Source organism: Flavobacterium sp. HBTb2-11-1 (genome assembly GCF_009826975.1).
GTDB lineage: Bacteria > Bacteroidota > Bacteroidia > Flavobacteriales > Flavobacteriaceae > Flavobacterium.
In genome coordinates, this window is the sequence record NZ_WUMO01000002.1 from 430,584 (window position 1) to 452,276 (window position 21,693).

General features: G+C 35.0%; 11 protein-coding genes. All 11 read left to right on the forward strand.

Annotated features, from left to right (window positions below):
- Positions 1 to 6: 6 nt before the first annotated feature.
- Positions 7 to 3,384, forward strand: a complete 3,378-nt coding sequence (locus GR162_RS06885; RefSeq protein WP_160781506.1) for a baseplate J/gp47 family protein — start codon at positions 7 to 9, stop codon at positions 3,382 to 3,384.
- The gene (locus tag GR162_RS06890) at positions 3,372 to 6,074 is read left to right on the forward strand and encodes a hypothetical protein (RefSeq protein ID WP_160781507.1); all 2,703 of its coding nucleotides are present in this window, start codon (positions 3,372 to 3,374) and stop codon (positions 6,072 to 6,074) included. The genes GR162_RS06885 and GR162_RS06890 overlap by 13 nt, the downstream gene beginning before the upstream one ends.
- 11 nt (positions 6,075 to 6,085) lie before the next feature.
- Positions 6,086 to 9,526, forward strand: a complete 3,441-nt coding sequence (locus GR162_RS06895; RefSeq protein ID WP_160781508.1) for a hypothetical protein — start codon at positions 6,086 to 6,088, stop codon at positions 9,524 to 9,526.
- On the forward strand, positions 9,510 to 11,315 hold the full coding sequence (locus tag GR162_RS06900; RefSeq protein ID WP_160781509.1) for a contractile injection system tape measure protein: 1,806 nt from the start codon (positions 9,510 to 9,512) through the stop codon (positions 11,313 to 11,315). Before GR162_RS06895 ends, GR162_RS06900 begins: the two co-directional genes overlap by 17 nt.
- 11 nt (positions 11,316 to 11,326) lie before the next feature.
- Positions 11,327 to 11,905, forward strand: coding sequence for a hypothetical protein (locus GR162_RS06905; protein WP_160781510.1), 579 nt, complete (start codon positions 11,327 to 11,329; stop codon positions 11,903 to 11,905).
- The gene (locus tag GR162_RS06910) at positions 11,902 to 12,729 is read left to right on the forward strand and encodes a DUF6734 family protein (protein WP_066034807.1); all 828 of its coding nucleotides are present in this window, start codon (positions 11,902 to 11,904) and stop codon (positions 12,727 to 12,729) included. The genes GR162_RS06905 and GR162_RS06910 overlap by 4 nt, the downstream gene beginning before the upstream one ends.
- An 11-nt stretch (positions 12,730 to 12,740) precedes the next feature.
- Entirely contained in the window at positions 12,741 to 13,601 is an 861-nt protein-coding gene (locus GR162_RS06915; RefSeq protein ID WP_160781511.1) for a DUF6734 family protein, read from the forward strand.
- A 39-nt stretch (positions 13,602 to 13,640) separates the two neighbouring features.
- Positions 13,641 to 15,194: a DUF4157 domain-containing protein gene (locus GR162_RS06920; RefSeq protein WP_160781512.1), complete on the forward strand. Its 1,554-nt coding sequence runs from the start codon at positions 13,641 to 13,643 to the stop codon at positions 15,192 to 15,194.
- The gene (locus tag GR162_RS06925) at positions 15,195 to 19,166 is read left to right on the forward strand and encodes a DUF4157 domain-containing protein (protein ID WP_237421304.1); all 3,972 of its coding nucleotides are present in this window, start codon (positions 15,195 to 15,197) and stop codon (positions 19,164 to 19,166) included.
- Positions 19,167 to 19,356: 190 nt separating this feature from the next.
- Complete coding sequence (locus tag GR162_RS06930) at positions 19,357 to 20,175, forward strand: peptidoglycan-binding protein (RefSeq protein WP_160781513.1); 819 nt, start codon at positions 19,357 to 19,359, stop codon at positions 20,173 to 20,175.
- A 3-nt stretch (positions 20,176 to 20,178) separates the two neighbouring features.
- Complete coding sequence (locus GR162_RS06935; RefSeq protein WP_160781514.1) at positions 20,179 to 21,483, forward strand: ATP-binding protein; 1,305 nt, start codon at positions 20,179 to 20,181, stop codon at positions 21,481 to 21,483.
- Positions 21,484 to 21,693 lie beyond the last annotated feature (210 nt).

A 21,693-nucleotide genomic window follows, 5' to 3' on the forward strand; every position in this document is an offset into this window, starting at 1 on the left:
TAAGCTATGAGCACTAACGGCAGCCAAATAGACAATGTTATTTTTAAAAGAAATGGAGTGAACCAAGAAGAACGTTTTAGTGACGCTCTAGAACCTAGCAATCTAAAACTTCATGATTTTACTATTGAAGACTGGCTGTTATTTGCTTATAATTTTGCCAAAGAAGTGAACTTTTTTGACACAAATAACGATAAAACCCCAGAAGGCAATTGGCAGGAGTTTTTCAGCTATTTCGGCTTTTCAAAAGATAATCTTCCAGATGGCATTCCGAAAAGAACAGAGAAGGAATATGCCATTTTAAAAGAAAAGATCACCAAAACATTATCAGCTGCTACTATCAATCAAGACCTTACTCCTCACCTAACCTTGTTTGTATGTTTCTTGAAATTATTGGAATTATCTCAAAACAAACTTAATCTCATTACCAAGAAGCATTTAGATTTTTTCTATAAGGACATACTTCAAATTGAGAAACTGCCTGCAAAAGCAGATAAAGTCAATATCATTTTTGAACTGGCAAAAAAAGTCGCCGAAGAGAAAATTGCTGTAAACACAGAACTTGACGCGGGAAAAGATCCCGATGGCAAAAAATTAATCTACAAAACCACAGAAGAGTTTATTGCCACCAAAGCCCATATAGCCTATTTAAAAAGCGTATATAATAACGTTGATTTGGGCGAAATAAAATGCAGTGAAATTGCCAATTCTCTAGATGGAAAAGGTGAACCTTTAAAAGAAGATTCTCCTTACTGGTTTCCTTTTGGATATACTTCCAATGAAGAAAAATATCCAGAATTAAACGGTGCCAAATTAGGTTTTGCAATAGCTTCAGAAGTGTTTAACCTTAAAGAAGGCGACAGAAATATTGACATTACAATTACTTTTGATGCTGCTTTAACTTTTCACCATCCGTTTAATGTAAATGATCTTTTGGAAAATATAAGCATTCTTTATAGCGGAAAAAAAGGATGGGTTGGAAATTTTAAACTAAGCACAGGCATCGTTTTCAAAAATGGAACACAATCATCCAACATTGGCGGCAACCAATTAAAATTGGTTTTTCAGATATCAAAAGACAATCCGGCAATTGTCAACTACGATCAGACCGTTTTAGGAGAATTTTTCTCTACAAAACTGCCAGTAATTCGATTTTTAATTAATACACAAAATCCAAAAGGCCATACTCTTTTCAGAAGTTTAGTCACAAAACCTATAACCAGCATTACAGCAAAAGTTGAAGTTAAGGATGTCAAATCTCTTGTATTAGAGAGTGATACTGGTTTGCTTAATGCAGCAAAACCTTTTTACCCTTTTACAACTCAACCCGAAAAAAACAGTTCGTTTATAATCAACTATCCTGAAATTTTTTCTAAAAAATGGACAGACGCAGATATTAACATAAAATGGAAAAATACTCCATTATCATTTGAAACTCATTATGCCGCTTACAAAAGTAGTTTTATAGAAAAAATAAGCAAAAAGATTTTTATTGACGCCATTTTTATCAAAGATAAAATTGAGGCGAAAATGAACGTCAATCAACCTGAAGATGGAATTGCCAAAAAAAACAATTCGGAAATAGAAGCTGTTTCAGAAGCCAACCATTCACTTCAAATAAATCCAGACAATCCAATTGTAACGAAGGATTATTTTAAAGCAACATTATCTGTTTTAAACAAAGAAGTTTGGGATGAACAAAATAAAGCGGTCAATTTATTTGATGATCCTGATACAGATAAAGTATTCGAATCAAACATCCATGTAAAAGGAGACTATGAACTTGGCAAAAGCGGTCCTATTCGATTGACCTTAAATCAGTCCTTTTTGCATTCGTTATTTCCAAAAATATATACTTTGGCGATAATGAATGTGGCGACAGATCCATCAACGCCAATTCCAAATGAGCCTTACACGCCAGTTGTAGAAAGCATAAGTCTGAATTATTCTGCTGAGGAAACTATTGATTTTGGTACTTCAGCCTACGAGTCTAACCGAATAAAACTGTTTCATGAAGCCCCCTTTGGCCAGCGCGAAGAGCATTCTTATTTGAAACAGCAAGCCATCAATAAAGAAATTTTAGAAGTTGGACCAATTACCAATTGTCTGGTTCCTGATTATTGCAACGGAGGCGAATTTTATATCGGTCTTCAAGATGCCGAAATATCACAACAGATTTCATTATTATTCCAAATATTGGAAGGAAGCGAGAATACAAGTGTACCCACTTTTACAGGAAAACAAAAAGTAGAATGGTACATATTATGCGATAATTACTGGAAAAATTTGGACAAGGACATTTTAGCAAATGGCATAGACAACTTCTTAAAATCAGGAATCGTAAAATTTGGCATTCCAAAACAGGCATCCCATGACAATACATTGTTTCCGGCCAATACCATTTGGATAAAAGCAAAAATGCACAAAGATTATGATGCCGTTTGCAAAGTTATCGATGTGAAAACTCAAGTTGTAACTGCTCAGTTTTTTGACAATAACAATAATTTAGCGCATTTAGACAGCACATTGCCTGCTAAAACAATATCAAAATTAATTACACGAGTTCCGCAGATTAAAAGCATTGAACAGCCATTTAATTCGTTTGATGGAAAACCATTAGAATCAGATCCCTCCTATTATCTGCGTGTAAGCGAACGCTTGCGCCACAAAAACAGAGCTATAACACTTTGGGATTATGAGCATCTTATTTTACAGGAATTTCCAAGTGTTTTTAGGGTAAAATGCCTAAACCATACTTTTATTTCGGGTACAGAAACCTCGTTTTTATCTCCAGGAAAAGTAACGGTAGTCGTAATTCCAGATATCGTAGACAAAAATGTATTCGATATTTATGAGCCAAGAGTTAGCACAGCCACATTAAACATCATTGAGAGTTTTATCAATTCTAAAAATTCCATGTTAGTGTCTGCTAAAGTCATTAATCCTGATTATGAAAAAGTTATCATCAAACTGGATGTGAAATTTTATCCCGAATTCGATGAGAATTTCTATAAAAAACAGCTTAATGAAGATCTTATCAAATTTTTATCGCCTTGGGCCTTTGATACCTCAAAACAAATCATATTTGGAGTTGAACTGCAACGAAGCATTGTTATCGAATATATCGAAAACCTATACTATGTAGATTTTTTATCTACTCTGGAGATGGCAATCTATATCGATAAGAAAACAGATAAGGAAAATCCTAAACCATTGGAGGATACAGAAAATAATAAAGACAACATTCATCTTTTAGATTTTCAAACCATATTGTCTCCTTCAAGTCCAAAAAACATTTTAGTCTCTGTTAAAAATCATATTATCAGTACCAATATAAAAACTTGCAAAGAACCAATCCCAGAACAACCTGAAAAATGTCGCTACTAAATCCACATATCACCATTCCTAAAAAATCAGCATCAGAAGATGATTTGGATTTCTTTTATCTAAGAAAAAAAGGAATCGAATATATTGAGTCTTTTGGCAGTAAATTCTGGACTGATTTTAACGAGCATGATCCTGGTATTACAATGCTGGAAATGCTTTCTTATGCCATTTCAGATCTGGGCATGAGACTCAATCTTCCTATAGAAAATATATTAGCATCTGATGACATCAATAAAGACATTCCAAAGCAGTTTTTTAAAGCTTCAGAAGTATTGTCTTCTAGCCCTGTTACCCAAAATGATTACCGAAAACTATTTATAGACATAGATGGGGTTAGAAATTGCTGGCTCGCCAAACATGAGAAAACGGTTTATGTGGACTGCAAAAAAAATCAGCTTTCTTATGATGTTAAGGATTATAATAATCTACCAGATAACCTAAGAAAATCTTTTGAGCTAAATGGTTTATATGATTTGTATGTAGATTTCGAAAGTTCAAAACCATCAGAAATAGAAGCTGTTAAAGAAAAAATAAGAAAGCAGTATCATGCCAACAGAAACCTTTGCGAAGATCTTGTCGATATCAAAAAAGTAGTAGATTATCCTATCAAAATCTGCGTAGATATTGAAGTAAATACCGAAGCCGATGAAGAATTGGTTCATGCCAATGTTCTTCATGCCCTTGAAAGTTACTTATCGACAACGGTCAATTTTTATTCGTTAAAACAAATGATTGACAAAGGGTATTCGACTTTGGAAATTTTTGATGGTCCATCTTTAGAGAATGGCTTCATTGATACCAAAGAATTGCTTACCGCAGATTTAAGAAATGAAGTGCGTCTTTCAGATATCATGAGAATCATCATGTCAGTGCCAGATGTAATCTTAATTAAAGATATTTCTTTAGGAAACTGCAGTGGTGATGACTTGGAAAACAAATGGCTTATCTGCCTTGCGCCTTATCAAAAACCAGTTATTTGTGTCAAAAGTGTTTTCAATTACAACAAAGGATTATTGCCTCTGAATATCAATCAGGCACAAGTAAAAATTTATTTAGATGCCATAAAAGCCGAAAAAGACAAAGCTACAACCAACGCCATCCAGAATAAAGAATTAGAAATACCAAATGGCGAATATCTTAATACTGATTTTTATACCACCATCCAAAATGATTTCCCTGAAACCTACGGTATTGGCGAAGTAGGTCTTCCAACTCGAGCGTCTGTTGAACGTAAATCTAAAGCAAAACAATTAAAAGGATATCTTTTATTTTTTGATCAGATATTAGGAAGTTATTTTAAACAATTAGGTCAGGTAAGCGAATTGCTTTCGGTAAGCGGGAATTTGACCCGAACTCTTTTTACTCAAGTCGTAAAAGATATTGAAGGCGCGAACGACATTGTTGACGGATACGATAACTACACGGATGACAGCATTACAGAACTGCTTTTTGACCAGCAGGACAATAATATCGAAAGAAGAAACAAAATTTTGGATCATCTTTTGTCTCGTTTTGCTGAGAATTTTTCAGAATACGTTTTTGTCAATAAAACCATTTACGGAAATACTACAGATCAAGTCGTATTGCGGGACAAAGAAAACTTTTTGAAAGATTATAAAGTTGTATGCAAAGACCGAGGCAATGCTTTTGATTATTACAAACAGCCTATTGCCAATTTATGGAATACAAATAATGTTTCAGGAGCAGAAAAAAGAATTTCAAGACTCATTGGCATTAAAGATTACAGCCGAAGAAATCTTTCCAACTCTTTTGTTCAGATGTACAATTTTATTGATTCAGACAATCAATCGGTATATAGATGGCGTATTGTGGACACAAATAATGAGATTGTACTTTCTTCAACGGCAGAATACTTTGATACTTCTGCTGCAAATAAAGAGCTTTATTTTGCTGCATTGCAGATTATTCAGACCCGGGAGTATAAAATAAAAGAAGCCTTTAAAAACGGCACTGTAAAAGATTTATCCATTATCGACAATATCTTAATTCAGAAATCAGACGGTGGGAAATATTCGTATGACATTATAAATCCAGCCATCAAAGACAAGAAAAACCCAAACCGCATTATTGCCCGCAGATTTGAATATTATACTAATCTTCCTGATTTAGAAAAATCGATTCTGGATTTGATTCAATTCATGAAAGAAGATTTTACTGAGGAAGGAATGTTTTTGGTTGAACACATGATGCTCCGCCCAGATGTACATCAAACAACAGTAAATCCAGATACTTTCATGCCAATCTGCGCCGAAGAGTGCGGCGATTGCGAACCGATAGACCCTTACTCCTACCGTGTGAGCGTAGTGCTGCCAGGATATACATTGCGATTTGCCAATACCGATTTTAGAAATTATATAGAAAAAATAATCAAAGAAGAGCTGCCAGCTCACGTTCTGGCAAAAATATGCTGGATTGGCTATAGGGAAAAAGATGTGAAAGACCCCGCAGAAAATCAGCTCGTTCAATTTGAAAAAACATACAAAGACTACTTGATTGCCAAAACCAATTTAAATCAAGAGCAGCCAGAACCGCAATTAATCAGTTTTATTAAATCACTTACCAGTTTAGATAATGTTTACCCAACAGGACGACTATTTGACTGCAGTGATGAAAATGAAAGATTGTCAGATAAAATTATACTAGGAAAAACGAATTTAGGATCACTATAAAAACTATTCCAATGTCAGCTAAACTTTCAACAATAACAACACAATACCGACGATTCACAAAGAATCAGGTACTTACAGAAGGAAACCTTAATGAGGTTGTCGACTTTTTTGACGATCAGGATCGCCTATCCCGCATTTACCTGAGTGGCGTTGGTATAGTTTGCGGACTTTATCCTGCTTATAATGAGACGCAAAAAACGATTACAATAACGCAAGGAACTGGTATAACTACAGATGGTGATCTTTTTAAGTTATATCAGGCCGATGTATTGGGAAACAAAAAAATCGATTTTGACTCTAAAACCTATACACATTGTAAGGTTTATGATAATACAAAAGCCGCTTACAAACCTTTTTTCTACGGTGGAGCAAATCAGCAATTGCCTCTTTTTGAACTCTTGACAGAAGAACAGCAAAAAAAAGAAAAGGATCCAAATTTTGCTTTAGCACAATTTAAGGCAAACACAGGATTTGATCTTAATGATTCCGTAGTTCTTTTGTACTTAGAGTCTTATGAAAAAGAATCTGACCTTTGCGTAAGCCTTTCATGCGATAATCAGGGATTGGAAATTGTAGGCAATTACAAAGTTCTTATTGTAAGCAAAGATGTGGCCTCGAAAATAATGAATTATGACAGCATGATTGGTAAAATCAATTATACCAATTTATACCATACATTACCAGATCTAAAATCGAACAGAATTGTATTAAAAGCAGAAGATTTTGTTCACCTTGAAGCATTAAAACAAACTTTTACCAAAGGAATTTTCAAAAACAATGTCGTTAAGAATTTGCAGAATGGCTACAATAAGCTGCTGACAGGCCTAAACATGCCGATAGTTTTAGATGTTATTCAAAAAAAAATAACCGAACTATTTAATTTTGATGGAGATCCAATACTTCCTTCAGATTTTCAATATCGATATGATCTGCTTAACGATCTTGTGGATACTTACAACGAAACTAGAGCACTTTTACTCAATTTAGAGGATAGTTACTGTTATCCTGATATTAATGCTTTTCCGAAACACTTAATGCTGGGCGAACTCATAAAAACAGAACCTTGTTTTGAATTCCGTCATGCTTTTTATAAATCGCCTCTGCTAACGGGAGAAAGCCTTAGCACTTGCAATGACTGCCTTGCAGATGATGCAGATTCTGAAGAAAAAGACATAACAGGAGATGAACTGAAAATATGCTATGGCGAAGATACAGCCAGACAAAGAATGTACAGTCTTATTCTAAGAAGTGTAGAATTATTAGAAAATTACAGTACATCGTATGATTTTATAAAAATTACCCCCTCTCTTCAATTGGGTAAATTGGGCAAAAAAGCCATTCCTTTTTACAATGATGTAAACGACTCGCTTATTAAGGCTTGGGATTTTGAAAAAACGATTTTAGGATTGCAAAAAAACAATGTTAGTTATCACGATGACTTATTGAATACTAAAAAACCGCTCGAAATACATCTGAATAGTGATTTTTATAGAATTGAAGGCCATCAGGGACGCAATTACAAAGAAGCACTAAAAGTAATCCAGCAAATCAGGTTAGATAATGGTCTTGGATTCAACATCATGATTCTAGCGGTAAATGCTAATGAATTGGATAAAACGATCCAAAAATTCACCGAGTATTATCTTAACAAAAATCATGGCTACGAGCATAAAGCAGGTGTAATTCCAGGAGGAACATTCATAATGATCTATTTGGAAGAAAAAGTACCGTATTACTATTATTATAACACACGCAAACCATCTTTAACTGGAGACTTTGAAAAATTTACAGAAGGCATTCCAGTTTTAAATCCAATTGTAGCCGATTTTTCGTTGCCTTATTTATGCTGTGACGAAAACAACATAGGTCTTAGTTTGCCTGTAGATAAAATTTGTTTTGACAGCAAAACACCTCCTCTGCCTTTTAAAGTATATCCGTCGGGAGGTTTTGTAAAAGCCAATGTTGGACCTGGCCAAAATGGAGGAATAGCGGTAAATGAATACGGAGCGCTTGTTTTTGATCCAAATTTAGTCAGCAAAGATTTAATCGGGCAGCCTATCACCTTCACGGTTAATAATTTTGATACCGATTGTAAGATTACCATTTTCGAAAAACCGAAATTCGATTTTGACGCTGTTCCTTCAAAATCACCAGGGGCCGACGAAACCGAGGTCACTTTTACCATAACGGGCGAAAATATCGAAGGAAATAAGTTTATTTGGGATTTTGGAGACCAAACCGATTGGATTACAGACGATAAAACCGAAATAACGCATGTCTACAAGTATAATAGCGAATCGCAAAAGAAATTCACATTTGATGTTACACTTTATGCAGACAATGGCAATTGTGATTTTAAAGTCACTCATCCAGTAACCTTTGAAATTTCAGATCCAAAAGTACTGGTTGACGGCAAATTGGTAGACAGCATATCTTTTTGCAGAAACGATAAAACAACGCATCCGCTAACTATTCAACCGAACTCAAAAGAATCAGTTCTTTCGGGAGAAGGCGTGCTTGTAACACTAGGCGGACAATTTATGTTCATTCCTGCCGATGTATCTTCAGGAGTCAAAACCATAACCATTTTTATCGATGGCAAACCATCCAATCTTACCATTACACTTTTGGATCTGCCTACTGCTAGTTTTAGTTACAATGTAGATGCGGCAGGAGTTCTAACCTTAAACAACAATTCTTTAAATGCAATAACCTATACTTGGGAAATTAATAAGGAAATCATAAAAACAGATAAAAAAGATTCTATAACAAGACCAATTTCGATATACAATGAATCTTCCATTTCTGTTTCATTAATGGCTGAAGGCAACTGTGGCTCGGGAACTGATGGACCAAGATTAATAGAAATTAGAAAACCTCTTGAAGGAAATACATGTCTTGACAATGCTGGTTTATTCGTAAACAACTCACTTGTTACGATTTATAATTTAAAAGAAATTGCTGTTGCAAATAAATTCAATAGAGAAACTAATCGTTTAATTTCTGAAACGGAAAACAGATTAGTCGAAGTTCAAAAAAATCTTGAGAGCTACATTGCCGGCAAATTAAATGAAATGTTATCTGAATTATTCACACAAGAAAATTTCAATTTAATATCCACAGTTGTTAGCGCTGCCATCAAATTACAAAATCAAGAACTGATTGCTACGGTACAAACACTTATATCGCTTAACACCTCATTATTTTATACCATTTTGAGATGTCAAGATCCGGAAACTTTGAAAGCATCAGAAAAACAGATTATTCCAGTAGAATTACTTTTCAATAATTTATTTACAAGTTTTGTCGAAATCAAATTCAACAGTGATAAAGACGGAACATTGAAAGAGTTTTTGACAAGCATGCTCAAGGTATTTCCAAAAATCGACTTTATCATATCCTCTTTAAACGTACAAATAGAAGCCCTTACAGCTAATGCAAAACTCAAATAAACATATTATCAATAAAGTTTTCCTTGAGATAAATACCAATTCTAAAGAAAAGGGATATTATCTCAAGGACAATATTGATGCGTTTTTGCAAAAAGAAGTATTCACGCTTTTAGAAAATTATTTTAACGAAGTGGATTCAAAAAATCCTTCACACAGCATACAATTAGACAAGCTCAACCTTGATATTGCTATAAATCAAAATTTAGATTTCGAAAATTTCAAAGGGCAAATCCTAAAAAAAATTACAAATCAAATCAAAGAAGTTTTTGAAAAAGAAGAGAAAAACATTGAAGGTTATAAACTTATTAATCCGCAAGAAAAGGCAATAGAAAGCTTCTTTCATTTTCTTGAAACTGGGACAAATGCTTGGTGGACAACTTCAAATCATGATTTCAAAATAGTAGACAATAACGCATTTGATGAAATCTTAAATAATGAGAGCTTTTCTTTTAAATGGAACAATTCCCTTCAAAAGCCAATTGTGAGAGCACGATTTATCAAACAATTTAGTGATGTCCAAATTGTAAACATTATTAAAAAAGGCATATTGCTTAAAAAAAACAGTGCAGAAAGCAACACCAAAATAACCAGTATCAGCACCATACAGAAACACATTGAAACTAGTATTGCCAAAAGTCAATTGTTTCCAAATCAAAGATTTTTGATGTGGGAAATCGTTCTTTTGAGCCTTTTGGAAACAAGCAATACTGTTTTAAAACAAAAGCTTTCCCAATTGATTTTTAGTGTCTTTGAATTTCGTAAAAAGAATCACTTTTTGCAGCACAAAGAAATTTATATAAAAGAAATTGAAAATCAGATAAAGAACCAAAACGAATTGGAATTAGTAGCTCATCTTGATGCTATTGTTTTGATTATCGAAAAAAAATTAGATCAAGTAATTGTAAAAGAAAAAGAAAAAGAAACAGAGTTAAATACGGCCTCAAATAATCAAGAGATCCTACAAACCGAAACAGAACTAAAAAACACAACAGAAACATTAAATAAAGCAAATAATGAAAACAAGACAGAGATAGAAAACACAGCAAATGGAGAAAATAAGTCAAAAATAGAAACAGAAAGAATCGAGAAAAACAACGAAAATCCAGCATCCGGTTCAGATTTGATTGTATCAGTAAGCCAAGATACTGCTGTTATCGATAACGATAAAAATATAGAAGCCCTATCAAATGATTCAAAATCAGAAACTACAAATACTGATGAAAAAACAATTGATAAAAAAGATCTTTCTTTTGAAAAAAGGAATAAAGAAGACAACCTATTAGATGAAGATCTAAACGGATTATATGTTGACAATGCAGGATTAGTATTGATTCATCCTTTCCTGAAATCTCTTTTTGAAAATTGCAAACTGCTCAATAAAGACAATACTATAAATGATCCTGAAGTTGCCGCGCATCTCTTGCATTATGCAGCCACGGGAAAAGAACAGGATTATGAAAATGCTATGGTCTTCGAAAAATTTTTATGCAATATTCCAATAGCCGAACCTATTGAGAGAAACATCGAGCTATCAGAAGAAATGAAGAAAGAAGTCCTCACAATGCTGCAAGCTGTCTTGAGCAATTGGGATATCATCAAAAAATCATCGGCAGAATTGCTTCAAAATGAATTCTTGCAGCGCCCTGGAAAACTAAACATTAATGGAGATGAAAGTCCTGTAATCACCATGGAGCGAAAAACACAAGATATTTTATTAGACAAATTAAACTGGAATTTGAGCATCATCAAATTAGCTTGGAAAAAACGAATCATATATGTGAACTGGTAAATATGAAAAATATGAATATCGATAACACCTCTTTTTTAGAATACGACAAAAAAAATATTCGCGGCCTTCAGCAAATGGCTTTAGAGTTTTTATTCAATAATGTAAACCTGTCTAAAGTAGTCTTTTGTGGAGGTGTTGCAGACTATCTCAATCTTCGCGAATATTATGACATTACCATTAATGATATCGATCTGATTTTTGAAAACGAACTGGATTTACAGCCCATGATGAACAAATTGGAGACAAAAAGATACATCTCAAAATATTATAAAACAAAAAATGGCGAAGCGTTGGTGCATATTTTCAGAGTTGGAGAAAATTCAATTAATATAGACAGCTTTCAAAGGGATTTTTCGAATTCAACTTATATACAATCGCCTTTGTTGGGCAAAATGGTCTGGCATACCTCATTTGAAGAAAGTAAAAAAAATCATAATACTGAGATACATCTCAACACTTCAGCAGTTAAAGGTGCAGATTATCAATGGAGACGATTGTACAAACACAGCCGTAAAGCTTCTTTGTACAATAATGTAACTTTTCTGGAAGAGAAAAACTTAATTCATACCATTAAAAAAAATATTTTATGAAGGAAGAGCCTAGAATAATTTACAGCTTAGATGCATTTCCTATCAGCAACAATAGATGGAATGAAGGCAATAAATTTAAAGAAACTATTTATTCTACTGCTCTAAGCATACTATACAGCCACTTATGGTACAAGGATATTGAACTTTATGCTGATGAAACGGCTTATAAGTTTCTGTATATGCTTCCCTGCAGAGTGACTAAAATTAGCAGCAATAAAGACGCTGTCATTTGGATGAAATCGAAGATTGATGTTATGGAAAAACAGACGAAACCTTTTATTCATCTTGATAATGATGCCTTTATAAAGAAAAAAATAAATTTTGATTTTGATAAAGTAATTGTTGAACAAAATGATTACGAACTGTACGGCATGTATCAATATCGCTTGGATTTTTTTAATAAATATACTCAGGATCTAGATTATTGGAAACCCGATTTAGGATATGCTTTCAATTGTGGCGTATTAGGTTTTAGAGACTTAGAACTTCGAGATCAGTTTTTAAAAGCCTATTATGCTTTAGAAGAAATTTTTATAAAAAATAATAATCCAGGCATAACAAGAATAGAACCTTGCATTGTTTTGGAGCAGTATAATCTGGCAACACTATTACATCATAAAAATATTAAGCCAACATTATTGCTGTGGAAAAAAAACCTGTTCGAAAACAGCCAGCTAGCAGATAGAATTGGTTATACGCATATTGCAGGCCAAAAAAAATACAGAATTGACATTGTTCAGGAAATAGAAAATAGACTTTCTAAACTGTTTCCGTATTGGTACAAAGAAGTAAAAAATGCTTTGGAGAAAGAAGGCATAGCTTAAAATAAAATGGTATGAAACAACAACACAAGATGATTTACAGCCTTGATGTACTTCCTATAACAAACAACAGATGGAATATGGGAGACAAATTAAAGGAAACGATCTACATGACTGCTCTGAGTGTGTTATATAGTCATTTGTGGTATGATGAAATTGAGCTTTATGTAGACGAAATAGGCTATAAATTCCTGTATATGCTTCCTTGTGCTGTTACCAAAATGCAAAACGACAATAGAATTGAACTTTGGATGAAATCGAAAATCAATGCTATGGAACTTCAAACAAAACCATTTATTCACATAGACACCGACATCTTTATTAAGAAAAAGATAGATTTTAGTTTTGATGGTGTTATAGTAGAACGCAAAGAAGACACTTATGAAATCCATTATAAGAAGCAGGTAGAGTTTTTTAATAAATACACTAAAAATCTTCCTTACTGGCACACCAATTTGGGCTATTCGTATAACTGCGGCATATTTGGTTTTAACGATCTCAAGCTCCGTGACGAATTTATAAAAAGCTATTACGACTTGGAGAAAATATATATAGAAAACCAAGAAGGCTTTACTTCATTAAAACAAGAAGGTTATGAAACCTGCATTTTAATAGAACAATATACACTTGCATCGCTGTTGAATTATAAAAACAATACTCCGACTATGCTTTTGAAAGGTGACAATATAAGCGAACAAGGAAAACATGCCGATAGTATTGGGTATTCTCATTTTTTTGGAATGAAAAAATATGACAAATATGTTGTTGATGAAATTGAACTTCGACTCTCTAAGATATTTCCGTATTGGTATAAGCAAATAAAAAATGCATTAGAGAAAGAAGGTGTTATCGCGAATAATCTGCAGTTTGTTTAGAGAAACAAATTAGTATTTCAAAATGATAAAATAATAATCATGAGAGAGTTTGAACAAAAAAAAATAGCCCATCACTCCCCTTCTACTTTTTTTGGACCAAAAGTTCAAAAAAAACTAACTACGGGCACTGTAGGAGACAAATATGAAGTAGAAGCCGACAATGTAGCTGATAAAGTAGTCAACAAACGCAAAACTGGAGGTTTACTTCAATCCAGAAGCGAAGAAGCTGTACAGCAAAAACCCCTTGCAGAAACCATTTCGACAGTTCAAAAAAAGGACTTGGCACAAGAACAGCCTCTGCAAAAAAAAGGCGAAAAAGAAGAAGACAAGAAAGTGCAAAAGAAATCGGATAAGGAAGAGGATAAAAAAGTTCAAAAAAAAGGCGAAAAAGAAGAAGACAAAAAAGTCCAAAAGAAATCGGATAAAGAAGAAGATAAAAAAGTTCAGAAAAAGGGCGAAAAAGAAGAAGACAAAAAGGTTCAAAAGAAGTCGGATAAGGAAGAAGACAAAAAAGTACAGAAAAAATGTGCTGAATGTGAGAACGAAGATAAAAAGGCTCAGAAAAAAGAAGAAAAAACAGTTCAAGCAAAACGAAATGAATCGAATTCAGTTGATGAAAACGTAGAAAGTAATCTCAACAGCTCTAAAGGCCGCGGCAACGCTATGGACAAAAATACAAAGCGCGAAATGGAATCGGGTTTTGGAGCCGATTTTAGTAATGTAAACATCCACACCGACAGTAGAGCTGTTCAAATGAGCGAAGAATTGGGCGCGCAAGCATTCACGCATGGCAATGATGTTTATTTCAATAAAGGAAAATACAATCCAGAATCCAAAGAAGGTAAACATCTGCTAGCACATGAACTCACGCATACGATTCAGCAGACTGGATCCAAACAAAAATCAACGACAATACAAAAATCTATCGAAAACCATTCAGAAGATCTACACGCAGAAAGACCAGAAAACCCACAGTTTAAAGGCAATCCACCATTGGAAAAAGCTAATGATAATCAGATGCTTATTTCTACCGGTCAAAAAGGGCAATATGTTTCAGAATTGCAGCAAGGTCTAATGAAAGCAGGTCAAAGTTTACCAAAATTTGGAGCAGACGGTGATTTTGGAAACGAAACACGAAATGCAGTAATAGGCTTCCAAGAAGAAAACGGTTTGAATAAAATTGACGGTATTGTCGGACCAGAAACTATAGGAGCTTTAGACAATAAACTGGTAGGACAAAAACGAGGTGGTGATAATTGTTGTGGTGAAGCGTCTCAATTACCGCAAACTAGGGATTTTAATGTCGATGATACCTCTGTGCCATCTACAACTTTCTGTTCAAAAGGAAATTTTAAAATAACTTCAACAGCAAATTGGGCCAAACCACATAATGCAAAACATTATCATATAGTATTAACAGCTATACAAGGAGGCACAATACGTAAAACTAGCAGAAGATATGATGTTGGCAGAACAGAAACACAATCATTTGCAGTAAAAACCAAAGACTGTATCTTCTTTAAAGTGGAGATTCAAGTAATTAATCCTGGAGGTAGTCCAAATTTAAAAGGAATTTTTAGCGTAACTAACTAGATGACAGCATTAAAACAAATACCAAGATCAAATTCTCCGCACTCCTCGTCACATCATGACAAGGGGAAGGAATCTTTTTTTGGTGTTCAGGCAAAATTGAATATCGGAAAATCTAACGATAAATTTGAAGTAGAAGCCGATAGAGTCGCAGACCACGTGGTGGCCAATAAACAAACGCCAAAAGCAGACTCATTCTTTTCGCCATCGCCGGTAGTACAAAAGAAACTGGCCCGCAATGTTCAAAAGCAAGAAGAAAAAAATAAAGAAGCGCAACAAAAAACCGCAACTCAAACCATAACACCTGTTGTACAACTCAAAACCGATTTAATCCAAAATAAACTTGATTCTAGAATAACCGAAAAACGAGAAATTAATCCCGCTTTTTCTGGATCAAAATCATTAATTCAGCGCAAGCAAGAAGATAAAGTCCAGAAAAAAGAAGAAACGGTTCAGAATAAAAAAGAAGTCAAAAAACCTGAAACGGTCTCAAAAGGTACTCCAGCAACCAAACCTTTAATTCAAAACAAAGGAGAAGAAGAAAATGTACAGCAGAAAAAAGAAGAAGAAAAACAAACCTCAGACGAAGAAAAACAACTGCAAAAAAGCGCTGCTGGCGATGCCAATCCTAGCGATAATTCAAATATAGAGTCCAAGCTAAACAGCAGTAAAGGCGGAGGTTCTCCTCTATCTGGAAAAATAAAAACCGAAATGGAATCTGGCATTGGAGCCGATTTTAGCAATGTCCGCATACACAATGACTCCAATGCTGTTCAAATGAATAAGCAATTAGGCGCTCAGGCTTTTGCTACGGGAAACAATATTTATTTTAACGAAGGAAAATACAATCCAAATTCAAAAGAAGGCAAGCATTTACTCGCCCACGAATTAACGCATACCGTACAGCAGGGAGCGGCAATTAGAAAAAAACCAGAAGCCATCTCCCCTGCTCCCGAAATGATTCAAGGTTCATTCCTCGATTTAGTTCCTGATTGGATTATAGATGAGGCAAGACATATTCCAGGTTACACTTTATTTACCGTTATAATCGGTTATGACCCGTTACGTCAAATTGATGTAGAACGAACTCCAATTAATCTGGTTGAAGGCTTAATGGGACTTATTCCGTTTGGAACTGCCATATTTGACAAGCTTCAGGAATATGGAATTTTACAGCAGGTTTTTGACTGGGTAGAAGGAAAATTAGGAGAACTGGGACTAACAATTGACAGTATTCTTGATTTAGTTGAAGAAGTTTGGGATGAATTATCATTTCCTTACACAGGCATTATTGATTTAGTTACAGAAAAATTTAATGAAGTAGTTAATAGAATAACTTCTTTCGTAAGCGCTACAGTCGATCAGGTAATTACTTGGATAAAAGAAGCCTTAATTAATGTTGCTGAACCTTTATTGGCAGAAAACAAAGCTTGGTCATTAATTAAAAAAATAATCAAATACGATCCATTACGAGATGAGGCTGTAAATGCCACAACGGTAGAAATATTAGAAGATTTCTTAATACTGATAGACAAGCAGACTGAACTTGAGCAAATGCGCGAAAAAGGCACGCTGCAAAAAACTGCCGATTGGCTTGATACTCAGGTTGGAACTTTCAACTCTTTACTTGGCGAACTTCGCGGACTTATCACCGCAGCTTGGGATGCTATTCAACCATCCAATTTGGTCAATATTGCAGATAATCTCTCTGCGCTTGCCACTCAAGCTGGAGAATTCTTGCAAAGAGTTTGGGATTTTGCTTCGGGCGTGGCATTAAAAGTATTAGAGCTTGTTAAGGAATCACTATTAGGCTGGCTTTCCGCTCAGGCCGCCACCGTTAGAGGATATTCGCTTGTGAAAGTGATTATCGGAAAAGATCCTTTTACACAAGAAGTCGTGCCTCGCACAGTTCCAAATATGATACGAGGTTTTATGAGCCTTATGGATGGCGGAGAAGAACAATATGCGCAAATGGTGGAATCTGGTGCAATAGCCAGAATTGCAGGCGAAATTGAAGCTGCTGTAGAGACGCTCAACATGACGCCACAATCTATCATACAGCTCTTTACTGATATTTGGGATTCTATGTCTATTGATGACCTCATTCATCCGATAGATGCTTTCATGAGAATCATTGAAAAATTCGGAGAACCTATAGGCCGACTAATTGCTTTCGTGGCAGAAATTGTCAGAATCGTGATTATGGCTATTCTCGAAATCATGAATTTCCCATTTGACCTTATCGGAAATATTATTACAAGAGCTTTAGAAGCGATTGAAGACATCAAGAAAGACCCAATTGGTTTCTTAAAAAATATACTGCGAGCACTTAAACAAGGATTTGTACAATTCTTTGACAATATTGTTACCCACTTAATCAATGGTGTAACGGGCTGGCTAATGAGCGAACTAAAAGATGCTAATATTCCAGTTCTCACTGATTTCTCTCTACGTGGTGTTATTACATGGATTATGGAAGTGCTAAATATCTCCATGGAAAGAATTTGGGAAAAACTAGCCGCACATCCGCGTATTGGTCCTGCAAGAGTAGCTAGAATTCGTAGCATGATTAATACGCTCGAAGGTATCTGGACATTCATCAAAGATGTTCAAGAACGTGGTATGGCAGCTATTTGGGACAAAATACAAGAACAGCTTAGTAATTTATGGAATACCGTTCTCGATGCCGTGAAAAACTTTGTCATGGAACGTATTGTCAATAGAATTACGGCCAGACTTTTAAGCATGTTAGACCCAACCGGAATCATGGCTGTGATAAATGGTGCTATGGCATTCTTTAACGCAATTCAAAGTTTTATAAAATACTTACGCGAAATGCTCGAAGTGGTCAATTCGTTTGTCAATGGTGTAGCCGACTTAGCTCGAGGCAATGTCGCCACAGCCGCCGATTATCTAGAAAGAACCATGGGACAAGCTATGCCAGTCGTGATAGGTTTCTTGGCCAATCAAGTCGGTTTAACAGGTATTGGAGCAAGAATTGGCGAAATGCTCGTCGCTGTTCGCCAAATGGTTGATGAAGCATTGACTTGGTTAGTGAATCAGGCTGTAGATAGAGGAATGGCGTTGTTGGACAGAGTGATGGGAAGCGAACCAGAAGCAGCTCTATTTCCTCCAGTTCCTGTAGATGAAGATTTTGATATAGGTACAGAAGGTCACAAACTCAAAAACAATCCAGGAACCGATCAACTCGTTATGCATTCAGATCCAATTCAGCTTGATCAACATCCAAGTCCTGAAGTTAGAACTGCATATGCGACTTATTTAAGCGAAACTGCTGCTGCAACTAGTGCAACAGCGAAAAGAGAAGCCGCAAACAGAAATTTACGAATCATTGTTCAAAAAATAAAAGCACATGGAGATCCTGCCGCACCAGGAGCCAGCGCACCAGGAATTGGTAGTGTAGGCATGCATTCGAGTCAGCAAAGCAGAATGAGGAGAAGCGGTATACCAGTCTGGTTTACAGAATCTGAACATGTCATTCCAAGAGCATTTATAAATACAGCTTTTGAGGCTCTTTCTCAAGCTGGAGTTCCAGCTGGCGGAGCAGATTATAATAATATGCATACCATTTTGATTTATAAAGGAGCAGCTAATGCAAAAACAAATGGTGAATTTGGAGATCAAAGTACTATCAATGATTTCAAAAACACTATAAGTGAAATAGTTCAAGAAGTATTGGGAACACATCAAGAAAATCCTTCAATGGCTAGGACAGAAATGGTTTCCGCTGTTATGCGTTTACTTTCTGCTTTTGCAAGTGAAGCAAAACAGAGAACAAACTTAGCCATCAATCAAGAAAATCAAGAAAATAAAGCTGCCAGAGGCCCTGTCGGTTCTCCTGAACCTCCAACACCCGTTTCGTCCGCTGTAGATAATGCATTTAATCTGCAAAAAAATGATGCTAATAATCAATTGCAAGCAAGAATTACAGCATTTCTTAATTCTAGATCATAAATAAAAGCAATATAAAATGAAAAATGTATGCAACTCCCTAAAAAAACAATTAGTGTTTCAGCTTGACAACTTTTTTCAAGTAGAAAAACTTGTTTTGAATCAAATTGATTCGAATGGTTTTATTGATGAATTTATTATCGAAATAACCTGACCAAAATTGATATTCATTTTAATCTAAAACAATAAAGTCATGCAAAAAACATTCTACCAAAAAGAGCTGCTTATTAAAGCAACACAACAAAGAAATGGAGCAAATAACAACAAGAAAGACGTTGAGAAAATTCAGTCTTGGCTTAATTTATTTGCTATGCAGCATCCTGGTTCGGGAACGGCAACAGGTATTGATGGCGATTTTGGTCCTGCTACAGAAAAAGCAGTATTGAATTATCAAAAATTGAATGGTTTGCCTCAAAACGGAAATGTAGATCAAAACCTGTTTGATAAATTGGCATCGCCACTTAAAAAAGCATTTGAAAGTCCAATATCTGGAAGTAATCTGAGAGAATTAATTCTCAATACAGCCAAAAATCATCTTAAAAATCAACCTTTTGAACTTGTCATAAACAACCAAAGCAATACAGGACCTTGGGTTCGAAGCTATATGGACGGACATGAAGGAACGGATTGGTTTTGGTGCATGGGATTTGTTCAGGCTATTGTCGACCAGGCGGCTTCTATTCAAGGAAAAAATTTTAAGACGTTAATGCCTCTGACTTATAGCTGCGATACTGTTGGAACAACAGGTCTTCAGAAAAAAATCTTAACTCGTTTTCAAACAGCCAGAACTAATCCCGCTTTTATAAAACCGGGTGATATTTTTCTTCTTCAAAAAACGCCAAACGACTGGATTCACACCGGAATTGTAACTGCTGTTCATGCCGACACCATCGAAACTATTGAAGGCAATACTAATTCTGGCGGTTCTCATAACGGAAACGCTGTTATGGACAAAATCAGAAATTATAAACAATCTAAGCTTGATTTTTTCTCAATCGAATCATTAGTATAGAAAATGGAAAATGTATTTACCTATATCAAAAACCAATTTGTATTTCAGCTTGATACTCTTTTTCAGGTCGAAAATCCAACGGAAAAACCTGTTTTAGACCAAACTGAGGCGAATGGTTTTATTGACGAATTTATTATCGAAAATAATCTTTCAGAAATTGACATTCTTATCTTGGGATTAGCTCTGGTTCCGCATATGAAACCCGATTTTCTGAGTTCGATTATTGCCGAATATTTGCCAAATGGCGGTGAACTGCCTGAGTTTGGCGGAATCAAAACAAAAAATCATCGTGGCATTTTGCCAACAGGCGAAACGGCACAGTTTTTAGTTGCTGGAAATGATCTCGAAAACCGAATTTCATTCTACAATTACCTGCATAACCAATCTTTTCTGTATCAAAAAGGCATTATCAAAATAGAAGCGGTCGCGAATGGCGAACCTAAACTAAGCGGTTTATTAATTTTAGAAGATGAATACATCGAAAAATTCATAACCGGAAAAATCCTGAAACCACAACTGAGCAGCATTTTCCCTGCCCAATTAATAGAAACGCAATTAGATTGGGACGATTTGGTTTTGAATTCCAATACTTTAAATCAGATAAAAGAAATAGAAACTTGGCTTAAATTCAACGATATTCTGCTTCACGAATGGAACATGAAAGCCAAAATAAAGCCCGGCTTTAGAGTCATGTTTTACGGCGCGCCCGGAACGGGAAAAACCCTTACGGCTTCACTTTTAGGAAAATATACTCAAAGAGATGTTTATAGAATTGATTTGTCAATGGTAATTTCCAAATACATTGGCGAAACCGAAAAAAACCTTTCCTCTCTTTTTGATAAAGCGGCCGATAAAGATTGGATTCTGTTTTTTGACGAAGCCGATGCCGTTTTCGGAAAAAGAACCAATGTACGTGACGCGCATGATAAATACACCAATCAGGAAGTTTCATATTTATTACAACGCATAGAAAATCATCCCGGATTGGTGATTTTGGCTTCTAATTTTAAAACCAATATAGATGCTGCTTTTACCCGCAGATTTCAATCTATAATTGAGTTTGAAGTGCCTTCTTATGGCGAACGTTTGAAACTGTGGCAAAATAATCTGCCAAAAGGAATTAAAATTGCCGAAGACGTAAATCTTCAAGAACTTTCAAAAAAATACGACATTACCGGCGCAAACATTGTCAACATCATTCAATATGCTTGTCTGAGAACTTTAGAAGACCAAAACAAAAGCATCAACTTAAATCATTTGCTTCAGGGAATTAAAAAAGAATATACAAAAGAAGGAAAAATGATGTAACGGGATATGGCAACAAACCTAGAATTAACACTTTCGCCAAAAGTATTGCCCATAAATACTCGTTAGCGCGGATTTGCAATCCGTGCTATCGTTGTTGAGCTTAATCTTTGTGAGCTGGTTTTTATAAGAATTCTTTGGAGAGCTGAAAAAAAGAATAAGCCCGATACAATATCGAGCTTATTATGATGAAATTTAATTATAAATTCGTCT

Excerpts from the sequence above, each read along its gene's own strand:
- GR162_RS06915 (WP_160781511.1), top strand. The coding sequence starts at position 12,741 with ATGAAACAACAACACAAGATGATTTACAGCCTTGATGTACTTCCTATA.
- GR162_RS06910 (WP_066034807.1), top strand. The coding sequence starts at position 11,902 with ATGAAGGAAGAGCCTAGAATAATTTACAGCTTAGATGCATTTCCTATC.
- GR162_RS06905 (WP_160781510.1), top strand. The coding sequence starts at position 11,327 with ATGAATATCGATAACACCTCTTTTTTAGAATACGACAAAAAAAATATT.
- GR162_RS06885 (WP_160781506.1), top strand. The coding sequence starts at position 7 with ATGAGCACTAACGGCAGCCAAATAGACAATGTTATTTTTAAAAGAAAT.
- GR162_RS06935 (WP_160781514.1), top strand. The coding sequence starts at position 20,179 with ATGGAAAATGTATTTACCTATATCAAAAACCAATTTGTATTTCAGCTT.
- GR162_RS06930 (WP_160781513.1), top strand. The coding sequence starts at position 19,357 with ATGCAAAAAACATTCTACCAAAAAGAGCTGCTTATTAAAGCAACACAA.
- GR162_RS06920 (WP_160781512.1), top strand. The coding sequence starts at position 13,641 with ATGAGAGAGTTTGAACAAAAAAAAATAGCCCATCACTCCCCTTCTACT.
- GR162_RS06890 (WP_160781507.1), top strand. The coding sequence starts at position 3,372 with ATGTCGCTACTAAATCCACATATCACCATTCCTAAAAAATCAGCATCA.
- GR162_RS06895 (WP_160781508.1), top strand. The coding sequence starts at position 6,086 with ATGTCAGCTAAACTTTCAACAATAACAACACAATACCGACGATTCACA.
- GR162_RS06925 (WP_237421304.1), top strand. The coding sequence starts at position 15,195 with ATGACAGCATTAAAACAAATACCAAGATCAAATTCTCCGCACTCCTCG.
- GR162_RS06900 (WP_160781509.1), top strand. The coding sequence starts at position 9,510 with ATGCAAAACTCAAATAAACATATTATCAATAAAGTTTTCCTTGAGATA.